We start from the raw sequence: 18,901 nt of genomic DNA on the forward strand, positions 1-18,901 counted from the left end.
CCCTGAGGGTACGAGTACGCAGCTGGTGACCTCCTCGGGGTGTCGCCGGAGGGCGTCGATATCGTCGACACCCATGGCCGTGGTGGCAGCGCAGGAGGGCCGGGCCGACCCGGCTCCCGGCGAGGAGCACCACGACGAGTCGGCCGGCCCGCCCCGACCGGGTGGCTCGCGGGCCGCCGGCTGGTGGCTCGCCGCCCTCGGGGCGATCACGGTCCTCCTGGGTCTCGCGATCCCGCTGGCGCCGGTGATCGCCGACGACCCCGTCGTCACCTGGCCGAAGGCCGGGCAGCCGGCGTCGTCGACGAGCCTGCCGCTGACGCCGTACCGGCCGCTCTCGCTGACCGCCGACGTCCCGTGCGCGGCGCTGCGCCCGGGCGGCGACGCGCTGCGCACCCAGCCCGAGTCGGCGGGCGCGCCGGGCCGGGGCCTGACCGTGGCCACGAGCGGCGGGCGCGTCCTCGTCACCAGCTCCGGCGACACCCTGGTCTCCGAGATCCTCCCCCTCGGCGACTGCACCTACCGGGTCGTCGCCGACCAGCAGGGCACGCGGGTGGAGCGCGACGGTGAGGTCCTGGCGGAACGGCCGGGCGCGCTGGTCCCGCAGGTCGCCGAGCTCGCCACGGACGCGCCGGGCACGCCGGGCCTGGCGGCGACCGTGCACACGGACGACCGCTACTCCTCGGTGCCGAGCGGGCTGAAGACGACGCTGCTGGTGCTCCACGCGCTCGCGCTGGTCGCGACGATCTGGATGGCGACCCGGCGGTGGCGCGGCCGCGGCGCGGGTCTCGTGTGGCCGCGGTTCCACCCCGCCGACGTCGTCGTCGGCCTCGTGTCGGCGCTCTGGGTGGTGATCGGGCCGCTCCAGAACGACGACTCCTGGTACCTGCTGATGGCCCGCAACGCGACGCCGACGGGCTACATCGGCAACCAGATCTACATGTTCAACACGACGGAGAACCCGTTCGTGCTGACGCAGTACGTGATGGCGGTCTGGGGCCACCTCGGCGAGGCGGTCGGGCTCCCGGGGTGGGGTCTGCTCTGGATGCGCCTGCTGCCGCTGCTGCTCGGGCTGCTGACGTGGGCGCTGCTGCGGGTCCTGCTGGCGACGATCCTCGGGCGGGGCGGACGTCTGCCCGGGGTCGCCTGGGCCCTGCTGGTCGCCCACCTGGCCTGGTGGCTGCCGTACGGGATGGCGCTGCGCCCCGAGGTCGTCATCGTCCCGATCTCCGCCGCGGTGCTCGTGCTCGCCGAGGTCGCCCGGCGCCGGGAGGCGGTCGGCCCGCTGGTCCCGGCGACCGCGCTGGCCGCGCTCGCGGTCACCGTGTCGCCGTCGGGGCTGGTCGCGGCCGCGCCGGTGGTCGTCGCGCTGCCGTGGCTGTGGCGCTGGCTCGCCGCGCGCGGGTGGCGCTCCCGGCTCGGCGCGGCGGGCGCGGTGATCGCCGCCGGCACGATCGCCATCCCCGTCGGGTTCGGCGACGCGACCCTGGGCGACGTCATCGAGGCCACCGACGTCCACAGCTGGTACTACCTGACCTTCCCCTGGTACGAGGAGTGGGCCCACTACCGGACCCTCATCGAGACCGGGACCTGGGGACGCCGGCTTCCGGTGCTGCTCACCGTGGTGCTGCTGGTCGTCGTGTCGATCGGCAGCGGCCGGGGCAGCCGCGGGCCCGCCGCCGGGCGGATCCGCGACGCGACGCTGGGCGCCGCCGTCACCGTCGCCGTGGCGCTCGGGCTGCTCGCGCTGGGGCCGACGAAGTGGGTGAACCACTTCGGGGCCATCGAGGCGCCGGCGACGATCCTGCTGGCCCTGACGCTGCTGCGCTCGCCGCTGCCGCGGCGCGCCGGCGCGCTGGTGACCGGCGCGTCCGTCGTGCTCATCAGCGGCGCGACCGTGCTCGGGTTCGCGGGGCCGAACACCTGGAAGCCCTACAGCGACCGCGGGCAGCCGTTCGGGGACCACCTCGACACCGACATCTCGATGCTCGACCTCGAGAGCTTCGCGCCGCACTGGCACGACTTCTACCTGCGCGACGTGTGGTGGTGGCTGATCCTCGCCGCGCTCGCCGGGCTGTGGCTGGCCTGGCGGCGACGGAGCGGGGGTCGCACGTTCGGGGTGACCCCGGAACGCGCCGTGCTCGTCGTCGCCACCGGGGCGCTCGTCGGGCTCATGGTCGCGGTCATGGTCGTCGCGCCGCTGCGGCAGGGCGCCGGGTGGACCGTCGCCGGCAGCCAGGCCCAGGCCCTCACGGGACGCGGCTGCGGGCTGGGCGAGGCCGCGACGGTGATGGCGCGGACCGGGCAGGACGTCGGGTCGCCGACGACGCCGGACACCCGCACCGGCGACTTCGCACTCGCCGCCGACGACCCCGCCCCCGTGCCCGCACCGGGCCCCGGCGAGCTCTGGCACGACGAGGTCGAGCTCCCGCCGGGCGCCGACCCGACCACCTCGCCCCAGGGCGTCACGGGCCTCGGGTCGCTGACCACCGGCTGGTACCCGCTGCCCGCGGTCGACCCGGCCGCCGAGGGCGCGCCGACCCACGTGATCGTCCCCGTCGCCGGCAACGAGCCGGACCGCCAGCGGATCGTCGTCCAGTTCGCCTCCGGCGACCCGCGCGCGCCGGTCGAGGCGGAGTCGGTGGCCGTGACCCCCGCCCCCGGGTTCACCGCGCGGCAGTGGCAGGAGATCCCGGTGCAGCTGCCGGGCAGCCGGCCCACCGCGGTGCGGCTGGTCGTGGAGGACCGGGTCGCGGGCCCCGACAGCGCGCTCGCCGTGGCGTCGCCGCACCTGGCCCGGATGCAGCCGGTCATGAACCTCGCGACCACCGAGGACCGCCCGCCCGCGCAGGTCGCGGGCGGGGCGTTCGCCGACCAGCTCTCGGCGGTGCTGTGGCCGTGCATCGACCAGGTCGCCGTCAAGGACGGCATCGCGCCCACCCCGACCCTGCGCCTCATCGCCGCCGAGAACACCCCGGAGTTCATCCTGACGAATCCGACCTACGAGTCCTGGGGCGGCACGATGGTGCAGTCGGAACGGACGTGGGCCACGGTCCGCCCGTTCTCGGCGGTGCCGGACGGCGGCGTGCCCGCCCTGCCGTGGGGCAACGTCGACCGGATCGTCTACGACCACCCCACCGACGGCTACGACCTGCGGGTCGACCACGTGACGCGGGGCGGCCTCGAGCGGTTCGCGACCCTGGCCTCGGAGGCCTACTCCGGTCGTGAGTACCTCGGCTGAGCCGCGGGCGGAGGAGACCACGACGGACCGGCCGGTCCCTCCCCCGCGCCCCACCCTGCTGCTGGCCTCCGCGGTCCTGACGCTGCTCTGCGCGATCGCCTTCCCGCTGGCACCGGTCGTCCAGCCCGTCGTCACGTTCACCTGGCCGCAGGGCACGACCGCGGCGTCCCTGCCGCTGATGCCCTACCAACCGGTGCGCCTCGACGCCTCGGTGAGCTGCGCGGCGCTCGCGGCGACCCCGCCCGGCGCGGCCACCCTCGCCACCACGCCGCCCGGGACCCCGCCGGCCCCGGTCGGGGGGCTCAAGGTCCGGCCTGCGGCGGGGGGCGTCGTCGTGACCAGCAACGGGGAGACGCTCGCCGCCGTCGGGGTGCCGCCGGGGCCGTGCGCCCTGACGGTGGCGTCGGACCCGTCGCGGACGTCGGTGGCTCTCGACGGGCGGGTCGTCGCGTCCCGTGACGGCGACGTCCGCCCGGTCGTCGCCGCCCTGGTCGCCGGGACGCCGGGCACCGACGGCCTGTCGGTGTCCCTGCAGACCGACACCCGGTTCCAGACGACGCCGAGCGTGGTCAAGGACCTGCTCGGGATCGGGGTCCTGCTGGGGCTCGCCGGGATGGTCGTCGCGGTCTGGCGGCGGGACGGGCGCCGCTTCCGCGGGTTCCGGCGGCCCCGCCTGCGCCCGGTCGACGGCCTCGTCGCGCTCGGGCTCGCCGGGTGGGCGCTGGTGGGCCCGGCGACCGTCGACGACGGCTACATCGTCGGCATCCTGCGCAACCGCGGCGAGAGCGGGTTCACGGGCAACGTCTACCGCTGGCTCAACGCGCCCGAGGCGCCGTTCAGCTGGTTCTACGAGGTCACGCGGGCGTGGGCGTCGCTGGCGCCCGACGGGGCCGCGTCGGTGCTCTGGCTGCGCGTGCCCGCGACCGTCCTCGGCCTCCTGCTCTGGGCGCTCCTACGCCGCCACGCCCTCCCCCGCCTCGGGCCGGCGCTGCGGCGGCCCGGCGCGACGTGGGTGGCCGCCGCCGCCTTCTTCGCGTGGTGGGCGCCGTTCGGGCTCTCGCTGCGCCCGGAACCGTGGCTCGCGCTCGGGGTGCTCGCGGTGTGGGTGTGCACGGAGCGCGCCATCGCCACGCGCGCGCTGGTGCCGCTGCTCGGGGCCGCGGTGCTCGCCGGATTCACCGTGGCGCTCACACCGGGCGCGCTGCTCGGGCTCGCGCCGCTGCTCGTGGCCCTGCCGGCGCTCTCGCGGGCCGGGCTCGGGGTGCGCGAGGGCTGGACGCGCGCGCTCGTCGTCGTCGCGGGCCTCGCCGTCGCGGTGCTGCCGATGGCCGCCGACCAGTCGCTCGCGGGCCTGCTCGAGGCCACGCGCGTGCGCCAGCTCGTCGGGGGCGGGTCGCCGTGGTGGAACGAGCTCTCCCGCTACACGACGCTGCTGGTGCCCGGCGACGTCCAGGGCGGGATCGGGGCGCGGCTCGCGGTCCTGCTGACCCTGCTCGCCCTGCCCGCCGTGGCGTGGGCGCTGTACCGGGCGCGGGCCGCCGTCGCCGCGCCCCCGGTGCGCCGGCTGCTCGCCCTCGTGTCGCTCGCGCCGGTGCTGCTGGTCGTCAGCCCGACCAAGTGGACGCTGCACTTCGGCGAGCTCATCGGCGTCGGGACCATGGTCCTGACCCTGTTCGTCGTCCTGTGGTCGCCGCGGGTCGTCGGGGCGGCGCACCGGCTGCGCGGGCCCGCGCTCGTCGTCGTCCTCGGCGGGCTCGGGCTGGTCACGACGCTCGTGCTCATCGGCAACAACCAGTGGGCCTACGCCGCGGCGTGGGGCGTGTTCTGGAACGACATCCCGCCGCAGGTCGCCCGCGTGCCGCTCGCCAACCTCACGCTGCCGGTGACCATGGCCGGGACCCTGGTCCTCGGCGTGCTCGTGGCCGTGCGGGGCGCCGTGCCGCGACGTCTGTCCCGGGCCCTGGCGCCGGGCGCGCTGGCGCTCGTGCTCGTCGTCGCCGTCGTGGCGCTCGAGGGCGGCTCGTTCCTCAAGGTCACCGCCGACCGTCTCGGCACCTTCAGCTACGGCTCGGACTCCCTGGCCGCCCTGCGCGGTGACCCGTGCGGAATGGCGTCGGAACTGGCCGTGGAGACGGACCCGCGCGCGGGTATCCTCGGTGCGAGCGATGCGGCACCGCAGGCGTTCGGGCCCTCCTTCACGCCGACGAGCGCGCAGGCGCCGGCCGTGCCGCTGACCGCCGGCGGGATCGAGCTCCCCGGGTGGGCCGCGCCCGCCGGGGTCGGGAACGGCGCCGCGGAGCTGCGCTCCGGCTGGTTCCCGCTGCCCCCGGAGGCGCAGCGCCGCGAGGCGCCGGTGGTCGTGACGGCGAGCGGGAGCGTCGCGCGCGGCAGCGTCGCCCTCGAGTTCGCGGTCTCGCCGGCCGACGCGCCCGTCACCGAGTCCCCGGCCGGCGCCCGGAACGGGACCGCCCCGCGCGACCTGCGCGCGCTCGCCCCCGACGGCGCCACCCTGGTGCGGGTGCGGGCCACGAGCACCGCGCGCGACGCCGACGAGGCCCGCACGGCCACCCCGGCCGGTCAGTCGCCCGACCTCCCGCTCGCCGTCAGCGTCCCGCGCGTGCCGCGCACGGTGCCGTTCGACGACGTCGTCCCGCCCGGCAGTACCGCGCTCGTCGACTGGCCGGTCGCGTTCCCGTTCGGCTGCCTGCGCCCGCCGCCGCTGACCGGGGGCACCGCGGGCGTCCCGCCGTGGCGGATCACCGCGCCCGGGCTCTCGGACGCGGGCGAGATCGCGGTCAGCCCGACCACCGGCGGCCCGTTCCTCATGCCCCGCCTGCTCGTCGACGAGGTCCGCGTGCCGGTGTACCTCGACGGCGACCCGACGCGCGACGCGGTGGGCCTCGCGCGGTGGACGCCGCGCCTGGGGCTCTCGACCCTGTCGCCGCAGGTCGGCGAGGAGACCGTGGCCGGGTGGAGCAGGCAGGGACGCGCGAGCATCCCCGTTCTGGACACCCCCTAGACTCGCCCGGGATGTCGCGCAGCCAGAAGACGCTCGCCGGGTGGGCCCGCACCGCCCCGTCGCGGGCCACCGTGCTCACCGGCGACGAGGTCGTCTCCACCGACCGGCTCGCCGAGGCGATCGCCGGGGCGGGCGAGCGCGGCGTCATCGCCCGCGGGCTCGGGCGCTCCTACGGCGACACCGCCCAGAACGCCGGCGGCCTCGTGCTCGACATGACCGCGCGCGACCGCATCCACGCGGTGGACGCCGCGACCGGCCTCGTCGACCTCGACGCCGGCGTCTCGCTCGACCGCCTCATGCGCGTGGCGCTGCCGTTCGGCCTCTGGGTACCGGTGCTCCCGGGCACGCGCCAGGTCACCATCGGCGGCGCGATCGCCAACGACATCCACGGCAAGAACCACCACTCGAACGGCAGCTTCGGCGACCACGTGGTGTCGATGGACCTGCTGCTCGCGTCGGGCGAGGTCCGCCGGGTCGAGCCCGAGGGGCCGGAGTCCGAGCTGTTCTGGGCGACGGTCGGCGGCATCGGGCTGACCGGGGTCATCCTGCGCGCGACCATCCGGATGACGCCCACCGAGACGGCGTACTTCGTCGCCGACACCGAGCGCACCGCGGACCTCGACGAGACCATCGAGCGGTTCTCCGACGGCTCCGACGAGGCGTACGACTACTCGTCGGCCTGGTTCGACTCGATCTCCACCGGCCCGAAGCTGGGACGTGCGGCGCTCGGCCGCGGCTCGCTGGCCCGTCTCGACGAGCTGCCCGCCAAGCTGCGCGCCGACCCGCTGAAGTTCGACGCACCGACGCTCGCGACCCTGCCCGACGTCTTCCCGAACGGGCTGGCCAACAAGCTGACCTTCTCGGCGATCGGCGAGCTGTACTACCGCAAGACCAAGAACAAGCGCGGGCAGATCCAGAACCTGACCGCCTTCTACCACCCGCTGGACCTGTTCGGGGACTGGAACCGGGCCTACGGCTCGAAGGGGTTCCTGCAGTACCAGTTCATCGTCCCGCTCGACGCCGAGGCCGAGTTCCGCGCGATCGTGCGCGACATCGCCGAGTCCGGCCACGTCTCGTTCCTCAACGTCTTCAAGAAGTTCGGCGAGGGCAATCGCGCGCCGCTGTCCTTCCCGATGCCGGGCTGGAACATCTGCGTCGACTTCCCGATCGTCGACGGGCTCGGGGAGTTCTGCCGGTCCCTCGACGAGCGGGTCCTGGCCATGGGCGGGCGCCTCTACACCGCCAAGGACTCGCGCACCGACCACGACACCTTCGCCGCCATGTACCCGCGGCTGGACGAGTGGCGCAAGGTCCGCGACGCCGCCGACCCCGACGGGGTGTTCGCGTCGGACATGTCGCGCCGCCTCCGCCTCACTCCCTGAGGAGAACCATGATCGACGCCGTCGGCCACCCCTCGTCCCTGCTCCTGCTCGGCGGGACCTCGGAGATCGGCCTGGCGACCGCGGAGCGCTACCTCGCGGGCGGGCCGGTGCGGGTCGTCCTCGCCGGGCGGCAGTCGCCGCGGCTCGCCGACGCCGCCGCCCGCCTCACCCGGGCCGGCGCGACGATCGAGACCGTCGAGTTCGACGCCCGCGACGCCGCCGTGCACACCGAGGCCGTCCGCAAGGCGTTCGCGGGCGGGGACATCGACATCGCCCTGGTCGCGTTCGGCGTGCTCGGCGACCAGGAGAAGGCCTGGCAGGACATCGACGCCGCCGTCGAGCTCGCCGAGGTCAACTACGTCGCCGCCGTGTCGGTGGGCGTCGCGCTGTCCGCCGAGTTCCGCCGTCAGGGCCACGGGCACCTCGTCGCGCTGTCGTCCGTCGCCGCCGAGCGGGCCCGCCGCTCCAACTTCGTCTACGGCTCCACCAAGGCCGGGCTCGACGCGTTCTACACGGGCCTGACCGAGGCGCTGCGCGGCGAGGGCATCGGCGTCACCGTCGTCCGCCCCGGCTTCGTGCACACGAAGATGACCGAGGGCCTCGACGCCGCCCCGCTCTCGACGACCCCCGAGGCCGTCGCCGACGTCATCGTCTCGTCGGTGAAGAACGGCCGCGAGCAGGCCTGGGCGCCGGCGCCGCTGCGGTTCGTCATGTCGGCGCTGCGCCACGTGCCGCGTCCGATCTTCCGGCGCCTGCCGCTGTAGCGCACACCAGCTCGATCTCGACGGCGATGCCGCGCGGCAGCTCCGCGACGCCGATCGCGCTGCGGGCGTGCGCGCCGACCTCGGGGCCGAAGACCTCGAGCAGGAGCTCGGAGCACCCGTCGATCACGGCGGGCGGGTCGGTGAAGCCGGGCGCGGTGCTGACCATCCCGAAGACCTTGAGCACGGCCGCGACGTCGTCCAGCGTCCCGAGCTCCTCGCGCAGGACGCCGAGGAGCTGCAGCCCCGTCAGCCGCGCCGCACGCCGGGCCTCCTCGAGATCGACGTCCGTGCCCACCTTCCCGGTCACGAGGCCGCTGCCGTCCGGCTCGACGGGCCCCTGCCCGGAGACGTACACGAGGTCGCCCCACCGGCGGGCCGGCACGTAGCGGCCCACGGGGCGGAACGGTGTCGGCACGACGATCCCGGCCTCGGTGAGGCGTTGCTCGGCTGGTCCCATGTCGCCCTCCCCCGCGGTACCCACGACGAGGAGACCGTCGGGCGTGGCGGGCGGTCAAGGGTGAGCGAAGGACGCCCTCGCTGCGTCGGGGGCAGCGAGGGCGTCCGTCGTACCTCGGGGTCGGCGCTCAGGCCGCGACCGCTGCCGGCCGGGCGGCGTGGCTACCCCCACGCCGCCCGACCGCCCGACGGCCGGAGGGCGGGGTGACCTCCGGACGACGGACATCAGCGGCGTCGCGGCGCGCGCTGCCCCGGCGCCGCGACGGGTCCTTGTCCCGCATCCACGCCTGCCCGGGCTCCTCGACGTAGCGGTAGGCCAGGTGCGCGAGCACCAGCGACGCCACGACGAGGTGCGGCACGAGCAGCGCGGCCGCCGCCGTGTCCGGCGCGAGCGCGGGGATGCGGGTCATGGCGACGAGCGCCATCTCGATCAGCGGGAAGTGCACGAGGTAGAGCGCGTAGGAGATGCGCCCGCCGTGGCGCAGGCGCGGCGTCCCGAGCACCCGGGCGACCGGGCCGTCGGTGAGCGCCAGCGCGCCGAGCACCACCGGCAGCAGGGGCGCGGCGAGGTAGATGCGCGCGTCGGCGGTGAAGGCGGCGGTCGGCGGGGCCGTGGCGGCCCAGTAGATGACCACGAGCACCTCGGCGACGGCGAGCAGCAGCACCCGGTGCGCCCAGCGCGAGACCGTGCGGGTCCGCGGCACGCGGCGCACGACCAGCCACGTCAGCACCCCGGCGGTGAAGCCCGCGAGGAGGCGCACCGCCCAGAACCCGGACCAGGCGCCCTCCATCGCGCCGTGCACGGCGAAGGCGGCGGTCGGCGTGGCCGCGAGGACCGCCAGGACGGCGAGCACCGCCCGCGGCGTGCCGCGCAGCAGCCAGGCGCCGCCGGCGAGCAGCGGGAAGGCGAGGTAGGCGGCCCACTCGGCGCTGATCGACCACGCCGGCAGGACGAACGAGACGCCGTCGATGCCGCCCGAGTCCCACATCTGCGTCATCGTCAGCTGCCGCAGCCAGCTCAGGGGGTCCAGGCCAGGCTGGGTGCCCTGCCACGTGATCACACCGTCGCTCCCCAGGACGGCGCGCGCGGCGCACCACAGCCCGGCCAGGACCACCACGACCGCGTAGAGCGGCCACACCCGGGCCAGTCGCGCCCAGACGAACCCCAACGCCTGGCGCGGGCCCGGCGCCCCCTGCCAGCGGTCCAGGTAGGACCGCGCCAGGAGGAAACCGGAGAGGGCGAAGAACAGGTCGACGCCGAGGGGGCCGGCGGCCACGAGCGGCGCCACCGGCGCGAACCACTCGGCGTAGCCGGTCACCGGCAGGTAGCTGACGTGGTGCAGGAGGACCCACACCGCCGCGACGGCCCGCAGGCCGGTGAGGGCCGGGATCTCGACCGTGACGGGACGGGCGACCGGACGGGGGCCCGTGCCCGGCGCGGCCTGCTCGACGGTCCGGATCGCCTGCTCGGCGGTCCGGGCGCTCGAGCCGGACGGTGCGGGCGTCGGGAGAGGCGCAGCGGCACCGCGCGGGACGGGAATCGGCCGGATGCCCGGCAGGCTCGTCCCGATGCGGTCGCCGCGGCCGTCCGGCCCGCCGTGGTCCTGCCCCACCACCGTCCGCACCCGCGCCTCCCCCGACGTCGCCGACCAGATTGGCGGATGCCAACCCTCGATCCGGTCAACGGCGCCGAGTGGCCGTGTATGAATACTCCGATCGGTGGATTGGGGTGTGGTGCCGTTCGATCCGGGGGCGGTGACCACGCCGACGGTCGCTCTGCGTCATCGATCCACGATCGGAGCAATCACCGGCGAGTGGCGGTGACACCGGGTCGAGGGTCTGCGACAGGAGGGCCTCCTCGGCGGTCTCGGGGAGCCGCCGAGGTGCCGTCGTCGTGCCAGGACCTGCCCGGTCGGACAGTCTCGCGACACCGGGTCTTTGTCCGTTGCCAGACTTGTGCAACAGTGCGGCTCATGACCATCGCCCTCGCGCCGCCCGTCGTCCGTGCCGCGCAGCGCGAGGACCTCCCGGGCGTGTCGCGGCACATGCGCGCGATGCTCGAGCGCGAGCTCGGGGGTTACGACCCGCGGCTGCACGCCGACGTCGACGACCTCGCCGGGACCTACCTCGGCGCGCCGGGCACGCGGCTGCTCGTGTGCCTCGTCGAGGGCCCCGACGGCCCGGCGCTCGCCGGCACCGCGTCCGTGCGCGCGGGCGGGCCGAAGCCGCAGTTCGTGCCGTCGTGGCTCACGGATCGCTACGCGGGGCGGCGCGTCGGCCAGATCTGCCGGGTCTGGGTCGACCCGGAGCACCGGCGCCTCGGTGTCGGCCGGATGCTCGCGGTCGAGGCGGCGCGCTGGGCGCTCGCCGACGGCTACGACCCGGTCTGCCTGCACACCAACGCCGCGGTGCCCGGCGCGCTCGCGTTCTGGACGAGCTTCCCCGGCGCGACGCTGGTCCACGACGCACGCCCGGACCCCTGGTCCACCGTGCACTTCGAGATCGACCCGAGCGCCTTGACCCCCTGAGGTGTTCCAGCCTAGCGGCCGTGCTGACGTTCAACGTCAGGAAAGGCGCCACGATCTTCGTCGGTCCGTCGAGGCGGCACCGGGATCGAGCTGGTGGAGAAACTGACGTTCAACGTCAGCGTGGCCGCCACGCTGAGACACCCCGTGCCTCGACCGGCTCGGGTCGACGGCTCGCGGCGTGTCGCGCGAGCGAGGATGTGGCGAGCCTGGCGTCAGACGCCGGCGATGCCGCATCGCTCGCACCGGGGGTGCGGCGGCGTCAGCGATCCTGCTGCGGGATGCGTCCGTCGGGACCCGCGTCGCCGGAGCGGCCGGACTGCTCGCGCAGGAGGTCGCGGATCTCGGTGAGGAGCTCGATGTCGGTCGGGTCGGCCGGACCCTCTTCCTCACCGCGGCGGCGCCGCTCCTCGACGTACTTCAACGGTAGCACGACGAGGAAATAGATGACGGCTGCCGTGATGACGAACGTGATCAGCGCATTGATGAAACTCGCGTAGTCGAAGACGACGCCGTTCACGACGAACGAACCGGCGAACTCGCCGCCGCCGGAGAACAGCTGGATCAGCGGCTTGAGGAATGCACTCGTGAACGCCGTCACGACCGCGGTGAACGCCGCGCCGATGACGACGGCGACCGCGAGGTCGACGACGTTCCCGCGCAGCAGGAAGTCCTTGAATCCCTTGAGCACGTCCACTTCCCTGCACTCGCGAACCGATGATCCGCGCCGAGGATAGGGACACGCCCGGGCCCCGGTCCCCTCGGGGAGGGCCGGGGCCCGGACGCCGACGCCGACCGTCAGGCGGCCGCGTCGGTCCCGCTGTCGCACGACAGCGACTCCGGCTGTGCCGCCGGGCCGTCGTTGTCGCCGCCGCCGAGCAGGCCGAGGTCGAGGACGCCCGACACGTCCTCGACCGGGACCTGGACCCCGGCGGCGTTGACCGGGACGTCGTTGTTGCAGGCGTTCACCGGGGTGATCGTCTGCACGTCACCGACGTTGACCAGGCCGTGCTGGTCGCCGTCGGAGCCGGCCTCGGCGGCGAACGCCGAGCCCGAGGTGGACGCCAGCGCCGTGCCGGCGAGGGCGCCGGCGAGCGCGGCGCGCCGCAGGAAGCTCATGTCATGTCCTCCTCAGGAGGGATCGGGGAGCCGATCGCCCGGCCGGATTTCGGGGTCCGACGGTCCGGGCGACGGGGGGAGCAGCCGCTCCTGGGCTCAGTTGGCGTCGCCGTCGACCGACGAGCCGCAGGACTGCGACTCGGGCTGCGCGGCCGCACCGTCGGAGTCGCCCGACAGCGCCGGAATGGCACCAGAGACGTCCTCGACCGGCACCTGGACGCCCAGCGCGTTCACCGGGACGTCGTTCTGGCACGCGTTGGCAGGCGTGATGGTCTGGATCGAGTCGACGTTCGCGAAACCGTCCTGGTCGGCGTTGTTCTCGTGCGCGAGAGCCGAACCGGTCGTGCTCGCGAGGCCCGCACCGATGAGCGTCGCAGCCAGCACGGACTTACGGAGAATTCCCACGGGGATGTCCTTTCGCATGGTCCTCCCCGAGCCGGGACGGACGGGGAGCCTTCACCGGCGACACCGGAATGCCGCGCGGCGGACAGTAGCGATCGAGTGCGCACGGGTCGGGCGCCGGAAATGCCCCTCGACAGCCTTGGCGTCACCCGGTCGGGAACACCACGCGGACCCTGAGAAGGTGATCATTAGTCAGGGTCGCCATCGATTGGCGGACAGCCGGTGAAACAGACCGTCCGGTCGTCCACGACAGAGTGGTGCGCAATCGCACGCGGCGTCACTGACCGGGTCACCACAGGGCCATGTGGGCGAACGCTCAACGGTTCACCGGCAGCGCTCGGTGGCACGCAGCGCCCTCGGTGTCACACGCACGGACCGCTCACCCGCCTGTCCGGGGGCGCGCGTCGCGGGGTCGGTATCGCTACGGTTCGCGCGTGTCGTCCTCGACTGCGCCGTCCGCGCCGACGGCCCGTATCGGGCGCCCGCTCGCGGCCTGGGCCGCGTGGGACTGGGGCTCCGCCGCGTTCAACCACATCGTCACGACGTTCGTCTTCACCGTGTACCTGACGGGCTCGGTCGCCGCCGACGAGGCCAGCGGCTCGTCGGCGCTGGCCACGGCCATCAGCGTGTCCGGGGTCCTCGTCGCCCTGGTCGCGCCGGTCTACGGGCAGCGCAGCGACGCCGCGGGCGCCGAGTCGGGCCGCCAGCGCCGGCTGGGCTGGCTGACCGCGGTGATCATCGCCTGCACGGCGCTCATGGCGCTCATCGCGCCCCAGCCGTCCTATCTCTGGTGGGGCCTGCTGCTGCTCGGGGTCGGCACGTTCGCCTACGAGCTCGCCCAGGTCGAGTACAACGCGATGATCTACCGCCTCGCGCCGCCCGGGCGAACCGGGCGCGTGTCGGGGATCGGCTGGGCGGCCGGCTACGTCGGCGGGATCGTCCTGCTGGTGATCTGCTTCGTCCTCTTCCTCGCGGACTCACCGGTGATCCCGTTCGAGGGCGAGGGCACGGCCGTGCGGGTCGTGGTGCTCGTCGCGGCCGTGTGGTTCGCGGTGTCGACGATCCCGGTGCTGCGCATGCGGTTCCCGTTCCCCGCGCCGCCCGGCGACACCGAGGCCGCCGTCGGGTGGCTTGCGTCGTACAAGCTGCTGTTCCGCCGCCTCGCGCGCCTCTACCGCGACGACCGCCACCTGCTCGGCTTCCTCGTCTCGAGCGCGATCTACCGCGACGGCCTGACCGCCGTGTTCACGTTCGGCGGCGTGCTCGCGGCCGGGACGTTCGGGCTCAGCCCCGGCGACGTCATCATCTTCGCGATCGTCGCCAACATCGTCTCCGCGCTCGGGGCGCTCGTCGGCGGCTGGCTCGACGACCGGGTCGGCCCGAAGCTCGTGATCCTCGTGTGCCTGGCGGCGCTGGTCGTCACCGCGGCGGTGATGCTGTTCGCCTCCGGGCCCACCGCGTTCTGGATCGGCGGGACGTTCCTGTCGCTGTTCGTCGGGCCCGCACAGGCCTGCTCCCGCAGCTACCTCGCGCGCATCGTGCCGCCGGGGCGCGAGGGCGAGCTGTTCGGCCTCTACGCCACCACCGGACGTGCGGTGAGCTTCCTCGCGCCGGCGATGTTCGCGCTGTTCATCGCCGTCTTCGGGGCCCAGCGCTGGGGGATCCTCGGCATCGGGCTCGTGCTGCTGCTCGGGCTCGCGACGCTGATCCCGGTGCGGGCCGTGGCCGGCAGCGCGGCCGCCGGGCAGGCGGCGGTCCGCACCTGAGGCCCGGTCAGGAGAAGCGGGCGCCCAGCCAGCGGACGAGGCGCGAGCCGAACTCCGCGACGAGCACCCAGAACACGGCCGCGAGGCCGTAGTTGACGACGATCGCGAAGACCGGGTCGGCGATGAGGAACAGGTCGCGGAACGCCAGCACCGTGGAGTTCGCGACCCCGCCGACGACCTGCGCGATCGCGTTCAGCGGGTTCACCCCGACGAGCGTGAGCAGGACGTAGGCCACCAGCACCACGGCGATCACGTAGGCGACGATCCGGATGACCGACGCCAGGACCGTCGCGACCTTCCAGACCAGCTCGCCGACGTTCAGCGGCGCACGCTCCTCGCGGCCGTGCGGCGCGGACCCGGCCGAGACGTCCGGCGTGCGCTGCTGCGTCGTCGGCGCCTCGTCGGGCGGCGGGTCGTCCGACGGGCGCGTCTTGGTCGCCGTCGCGGTGGTGGACGTGGCGGCCTCGGACGACGACCCGGACGACGACTCGGACGACGCCGTCGGCGAGGACGTGCCCGAGTCGCTCCCCGACGACTGCTCCGACGACTGCTCCGACGACTGCCCCGAGGACTGCTCGGCGGCGCCCGTCGACCCCGTCGACGCGCTCGTCTCCTGGCCTCCGGCGTTCGCGGTCGACGTTTCCGTCGACTCGCCGCTCTCGGTCCCGCCCTCGGTGCGCTGCCCGCCCGCCTGCTCCGTCACGCCCGGCATCTTGGCACCGGCCTCGTGACGGAGCAGAGCGGGTCCACCACTCACATGGAGGTGGCGCCGTCGATGTGCTCGCGCAGCATGTCGGCGTGCCCGGCGTGCTGGGTGGTCTCGGCGATGATGTGGATCAGCACGCGGCGCACCGACCACGACGTGCCGGGCTCGTGCCACGGCGCCTTCGGCAGCTCGTGGCGCGCGTTGAGGTCGGGCAGCGACGCCAGCGTCGCCTCGGTGCGGGCCGCGGTCTCGTGGTACTTCGCGACCACCCCGGCGAGCGTCTCGCCGGGCAGGAGCTTGAACTCGTTCTCGCGCTCGACCAGCCACTCCGGCTTCTCGTCGAGGCTCGCGATCCAGCCCTCGAAGTCGTCGATCGTCATGCCCTCGGGGAGCTCGAAGCCCTCCTCGCCGTTGTCGCCCTCGACGGCGAAGCGCATCCAGCCCTCCTCGACCTTGGTGACGTGCTTGATCAGCCCGCCGAGGGTGAGCTGCGAGGCCGTCGGCCGCGAGCCGGCCTGCTCGTCGGTGAGGTCGCGGGTCGGGAAGACGAGCCAGTGCCGGGCCTGGGCCAGCTCGGCGAGGAGGTCGGCGCGCTCGTCGGTGTCGGTGGCGGTCATGGCGGTCTCCTGCGCGGCGATCGTGGTCATCGGAGTGTGCCTTCCTCGTCGTCCCTGATGACCTGAAAGCTACGGAGGGAGGCGGACAGGTTCGGTCCTGCTTCCTGCCTCACCAGCACGAATCGCGCAGAAATCCTCAGCGGAAGCGGTCGAAGACCTGCTCGCGCCAGGCCTGGCGGCTGACGAGCTCGCCCATCGAGTCCTGGTACCGGCGGCGCAGCGCCGGCCAGGCCTTGCCGACCTCGGCGTGCAGCCGCACCGACTCGCGCAGCATCGCCCAGAACATCTCGCGGTCCCGCTTGCGGTAGGTCACGCCGGAGCCGTCGGAGGTGGTCACCGCCGCCCCGTCGAGCATCGAGAGCAGGAACCACTGGCTGTGCTCGGCGGGGACGTCACGCTGCGGGCGCTCGTGGGCGGCCGGGTCGACGGGGCGCAGCTGGTGCACGAGACCCCGGGCCAGCGCCGCGACCTGCGCGACCTTGCCGACCGGCGGCTTCGGCCACAGCTGCGACTCGCGGGCGCCGAGGGCCGGGCGCGGGAGGTCGGCGGCGCCCCGGTGCACGGTGCCGTCGGGGAACTCGGCGCGCGTGGCCCGGACGGCGCCGAGCGCGGTCGGCAGGGCCCCGAACAGCGCCTTCGGGCCGGAGAGGAAGTCGCGCATCGCCATGTGGTGCAGGGCGATCGTCGAGTACTCGAGCAGGAACAGGTGGCGCAGGGTGCGCTTGAGCGAGTCGGCGAGCATCGCCCGCGGGTTGTCCGGCCCGTGCAGCGCGCCGACGACGAGGCGGTTGCGGACGTGGAAGTACGCCTGCCAGTCCGACGTGTCGTCCTTCTCGACGAACGACATGTGCCAGATCGCGACGCCGGGCACGGTCGCGGTCGGGATGCCGTGGCTGCCGGCGCGCAGGCCGTACTCGCAGTCGTCCCACTTGATGAACAGCGGCAGCGGCAGCCCGATCCGCTCGGCGACGGTGCGCGGGATCAGGCACATCCACCAGGCGTTGTAGTCGACGTCGGTGCGCCGGTGCATCCACAGCGTCTCGCGCAGCGAGTCGACGGCGAAGTCGTGGTCGTCCTCGGTGTGCGGGGCGATCTGCCAGAAGAACTGCCCGCGGTCGACGACCTCGCCCATCGTGTGCAGGTGCGAGCGCGCCTGCAGCGAGAGCATCTGGCCGCCGACCAGCATGTCCTCGCGGGAGAACCGGGAGAACGCGAGGGCGCGCAGCACCGAGTCCGGCTCGAGGACGACGTCGTCGTCCATGAACAGGATCTGCTCGCAGTCGGTGTTCTCGAGCGCCTCGTACATGATCCGCGCGTAGCCGCCGGAGCCGCCGAGGTTGGGCTGGTCGATGATCCGCAGCCGGTCGCCCAGGGCCGCGGCGGCCTCGGCGAAGCCGGGCTGGTCGCGCACCTTCGACGACCCCTGGTCGGGGATGATCACGGCGGTCAGGGTGTCGCTGACCAGCGGGTCCTCGCCGAGCGCGCGCAGCGTCGCCACGCAGTCGGACGGGCGGTTGAACGTCGGCATCCCGACGGTGATCGCGGCCCGGCCGGGCGCCTCCCGGTCGGCATACCAGCCGCCGGAGACGAGCTCGAGGCCCTCGTTGTCGCTGGTCAGGTCGAACCAGACCCAGCCGCCGTCGGCGAACGGCGTCAGCGACACGGGCACGACGACCTCGGCCGCGGTGCTCGCGTCGGGGTCGGTGTCGACGACCTCGCCCGCGAGGTGCACCGGCACGCCCTTCGCGGTCGACCGGTACACGTCGACGCGGCCCCGCCCGCGCAGCGTCAGGCGCAGGCTGACTGCGTCGAGCACCGACCAGCGCCGCCAGTAGGAGGCGGGGAAGGCGTTGAAGTACGCGGCGAACGAGACCTCGCTGCGCTCGGGCAGCCGCACGCCGGTGCGCGACACGACCTCGGCCACCCGGCCGCCGGAGCGCCGGACGTGCATGACGAACTCCTCGGCGGAGTCGTCGAACGTGCCGGGGCGGTGGGCCGTCGGCGCGGTGGTCTCCACCGACGTCGCGGTGCCCTCGTCGAGGTAGAGCGCGCGCACCGAGGTCGGGTCGGCGGGCCGGGGCAGGATGATGCGCTGGAGGAGCGAGGCCCCGGCCGCACCGGGGACGCCCGCGGGTCGTGCCGTCATCTCCACCGTCCCGCCGACCGTGCTCGTCACGAGGACGACGGTAACCGCGAGGCGCTCGCCGGCCCGGGAGCCCCCCGGCGGGTCGCCTCGCGGACCACCCCGACGAGGCCCGACCTACCGTGACCGACGTGGACGAGCCCGATCACGTAGCGGTGTACGTCGACCCCGTCTGCCCCTTCGCGTGGCTCGCGCTGCGCTGGCTGCGCGAGGTCGCCCGGCAGCGCCCGCTCGCCCTCGACGTGCGGCGGATGAGCCTCGCCGTCCTCAACGGGGAAGACCCGGTCGCCCCCGAGCGCGGCGAGGACAGCGCCTGGCGTCCCGTGCGGGTCGGGGCGCGGCTGGTCGCGGCGCGCGGGGACGACGCCTGGGCGACGTTCGTCGCGGCGTTCGGAACCCGGTTCCACGACGAGGGCCTGCGCGGGCGCGACCGGGTGCTGCGCGAGGTCTGCGAGGAGCTGGCCGACGCCGACCTCGACGCGGCCGGCCTCTACGCCGCTGCCGACGTCACTGACCTCGACGACGACGTCCGCGCCCGCCACGACGAGGGGATGGCCCCGGTCGGCCTCGACGTCGGCACCCCGACGCTGCACGTCACGACCGCGCGCGGCCCCGTCGCGTTCTTCGGTCCGGTGCTCGAGGCGGTGCCGCGCGGGCAGGCGGCGCTCGACGCCTTCGACGGCGCGATCCTGCTGGCGGGAACACCGGGGTTCACGGAGCTCAAGCGCACGCGCAGCGGGGAGATCGACTTCAGCTAGTGCGCG

Annotated in this window: 15 protein-coding genes; 7 read left to right on the forward strand and 8 right to left on the reverse strand. The window is 74.4% G+C overall.

Going from position 1 to position 18,901, the window contains the following annotated elements; all coding sequences use genetic code 11:
* The first annotated feature begins 73 nt into the window (after nt 1–73).
* From EV188_RS12265 to dprE2, 4 genes are read left to right on the forward strand one after another with little or no spacing between them, the layout of a single operon-like run.
* Complete coding sequence (locus EV188_RS12265) at nt 74–3,238, forward strand: arabinosyltransferase domain-containing protein (protein WP_133826558.1); 3,165 nt, start codon at nt 74–76, stop codon at nt 3,236–3,238.
* Nucleotides 3,222–6,257, forward strand: coding sequence for an arabinosyltransferase domain-containing protein (locus EV188_RS12270; RefSeq protein ID WP_133826559.1), 3,036 nt, complete (start codon nt 3,222–3,224; stop codon nt 6,255–6,257). Before EV188_RS12265 ends, EV188_RS12270 begins: the two co-directional genes overlap by 17 nt.
* A gap of 11 nt (nt 6,258–6,268) precedes the next feature.
* Complete coding sequence (gene dprE1, locus EV188_RS12275; protein ID WP_133826560.1) at nt 6,269–7,639, forward strand: decaprenylphosphoryl-beta-D-ribose oxidase; 1,371 nt, start codon at nt 6,269–6,271, stop codon at nt 7,637–7,639.
* 8 nt (nt 7,640–7,647) lie between these two features.
* The gene (gene dprE2 / locus EV188_RS12280) at nt 7,648–8,403 is read left to right on the forward strand and encodes a decaprenylphospho-beta-D-erythro-pentofuranosid-2-ulose 2-reductase (RefSeq protein ID WP_133826561.1); all 756 of its coding nucleotides are present in this window, start codon (nt 7,648–7,650) and stop codon (nt 8,401–8,403) included.
* Here dprE2 and EV188_RS12285 read toward each other — a convergent pair.
* Entirely contained in the window at nt 8,348–8,860 is a 513-nt protein-coding gene (locus EV188_RS12285; protein WP_133826562.1) for a RidA family protein, read from the reverse strand. The two genes, dprE2 and EV188_RS12285, sit on opposite strands and share 56 nt — an antisense overlap.
* Nucleotides 8,861–8,987: 127 nt before the next feature.
* Nucleotides 8,988–10,484: an acyltransferase family protein gene (locus EV188_RS12290; protein ID WP_166659851.1), complete on the reverse strand. Its 1,497-nt coding sequence runs from the start codon at nt 10,482–10,484 to the stop codon at nt 8,988–8,990.
* A gap of 348 nt (nt 10,485–10,832) precedes the next feature.
* Here EV188_RS12290 and EV188_RS31545 point away from each other — a divergent pair, with 348 nt between their 5' ends.
* The gene (locus EV188_RS31545; RefSeq protein WP_166659852.1) at nt 10,833–11,387 is read left to right on the forward strand and encodes a GNAT family N-acetyltransferase; all 555 of its coding nucleotides are present in this window, start codon (nt 10,833–10,835) and stop codon (nt 11,385–11,387) included.
* A 259-nt stretch (nt 11,388–11,646) separates the two neighbouring features.
* On the opposite strand, the gene mscL is transcribed toward EV188_RS31545, so the two are convergent.
* The 3 genes from mscL to EV188_RS12310 form a co-directional block, all read right to left on the reverse strand.
* Entirely contained in the window at nt 11,647–12,075 is a 429-nt protein-coding gene (mscL, locus tag EV188_RS12300) for a large conductance mechanosensitive channel protein MscL (protein WP_133826565.1), read from the reverse strand.
* Nucleotides 12,076–12,182: 107 nt separating this feature from the next.
* A complete protein-coding gene (locus EV188_RS12305) occupies nt 12,183–12,503 on the reverse strand; it encodes a hypothetical protein (protein WP_133826566.1) in 321 nt (106 codons plus the stop codon).
* Nucleotides 12,504–12,599: 96 nt separating this feature from the next.
* Nucleotides 12,600–12,887, reverse strand: a complete 288-nt coding sequence (locus tag EV188_RS12310; protein ID WP_133826567.1) for a hypothetical protein — start codon at nt 12,885–12,887, stop codon at nt 12,600–12,602.
* A 452-nt stretch (nt 12,888–13,339) separates the two neighbouring features.
* Between EV188_RS12310 and EV188_RS12315 the strand changes: the two genes are divergently transcribed.
* Nucleotides 13,340–14,671 (forward strand): MFS transporter, encoded by a 1,332-nt coding sequence (locus EV188_RS12315; RefSeq protein WP_243741647.1) that lies wholly within the window; start codon nt 13,340–13,342, stop codon nt 14,669–14,671.
* A gap of 7 nt (nt 14,672–14,678) precedes the next feature.
* On the opposite strand, the gene EV188_RS31550 is transcribed toward EV188_RS12315, so the two are convergent.
* From EV188_RS31550 to EV188_RS12330, 3 genes are all read right to left on the reverse strand, one after another.
* The gene (locus EV188_RS31550; protein WP_166659853.1) at nt 14,679–15,374 is read right to left on the reverse strand and encodes a hypothetical protein; all 696 of its coding nucleotides are present in this window, start codon (nt 15,372–15,374) and stop codon (nt 14,679–14,681) included.
* Nucleotides 15,375–15,424: 50 nt separating this feature from the next.
* Entirely contained in the window at nt 15,425–16,024 is a 600-nt protein-coding gene (locus EV188_RS12325; protein WP_133826569.1) for a DinB family protein, read from the reverse strand.
* A 106-nt stretch (nt 16,025–16,130) separates the two neighbouring features.
* Complete coding sequence (locus tag EV188_RS12330) at nt 16,131–18,170, reverse strand: glycosyltransferase (protein WP_243741648.1); 2,040 nt, start codon at nt 18,168–18,170, stop codon at nt 16,131–16,133.
* Nucleotides 18,171–18,268: 98 nt separating this feature from the next.
* Between EV188_RS12330 and EV188_RS12335 the strand changes: the two genes are divergently transcribed.
* Nucleotides 18,269–18,895, forward strand: coding sequence for a mycothiol-dependent nitroreductase Rv2466c family protein (locus EV188_RS12335; protein ID WP_208114159.1), 627 nt, complete (start codon nt 18,269–18,271; stop codon nt 18,893–18,895).
* Nucleotides 18,896–18,901: the final 6 nt, after the last annotated feature.

Origin of the sequence: Actinomycetospora succinea (genome assembly GCF_004363095.1) — a bacterium.
Lineage (GTDB): Bacteria > Actinomycetota > Actinomycetes > Mycobacteriales > Pseudonocardiaceae > Actinomycetospora > Actinomycetospora succinea.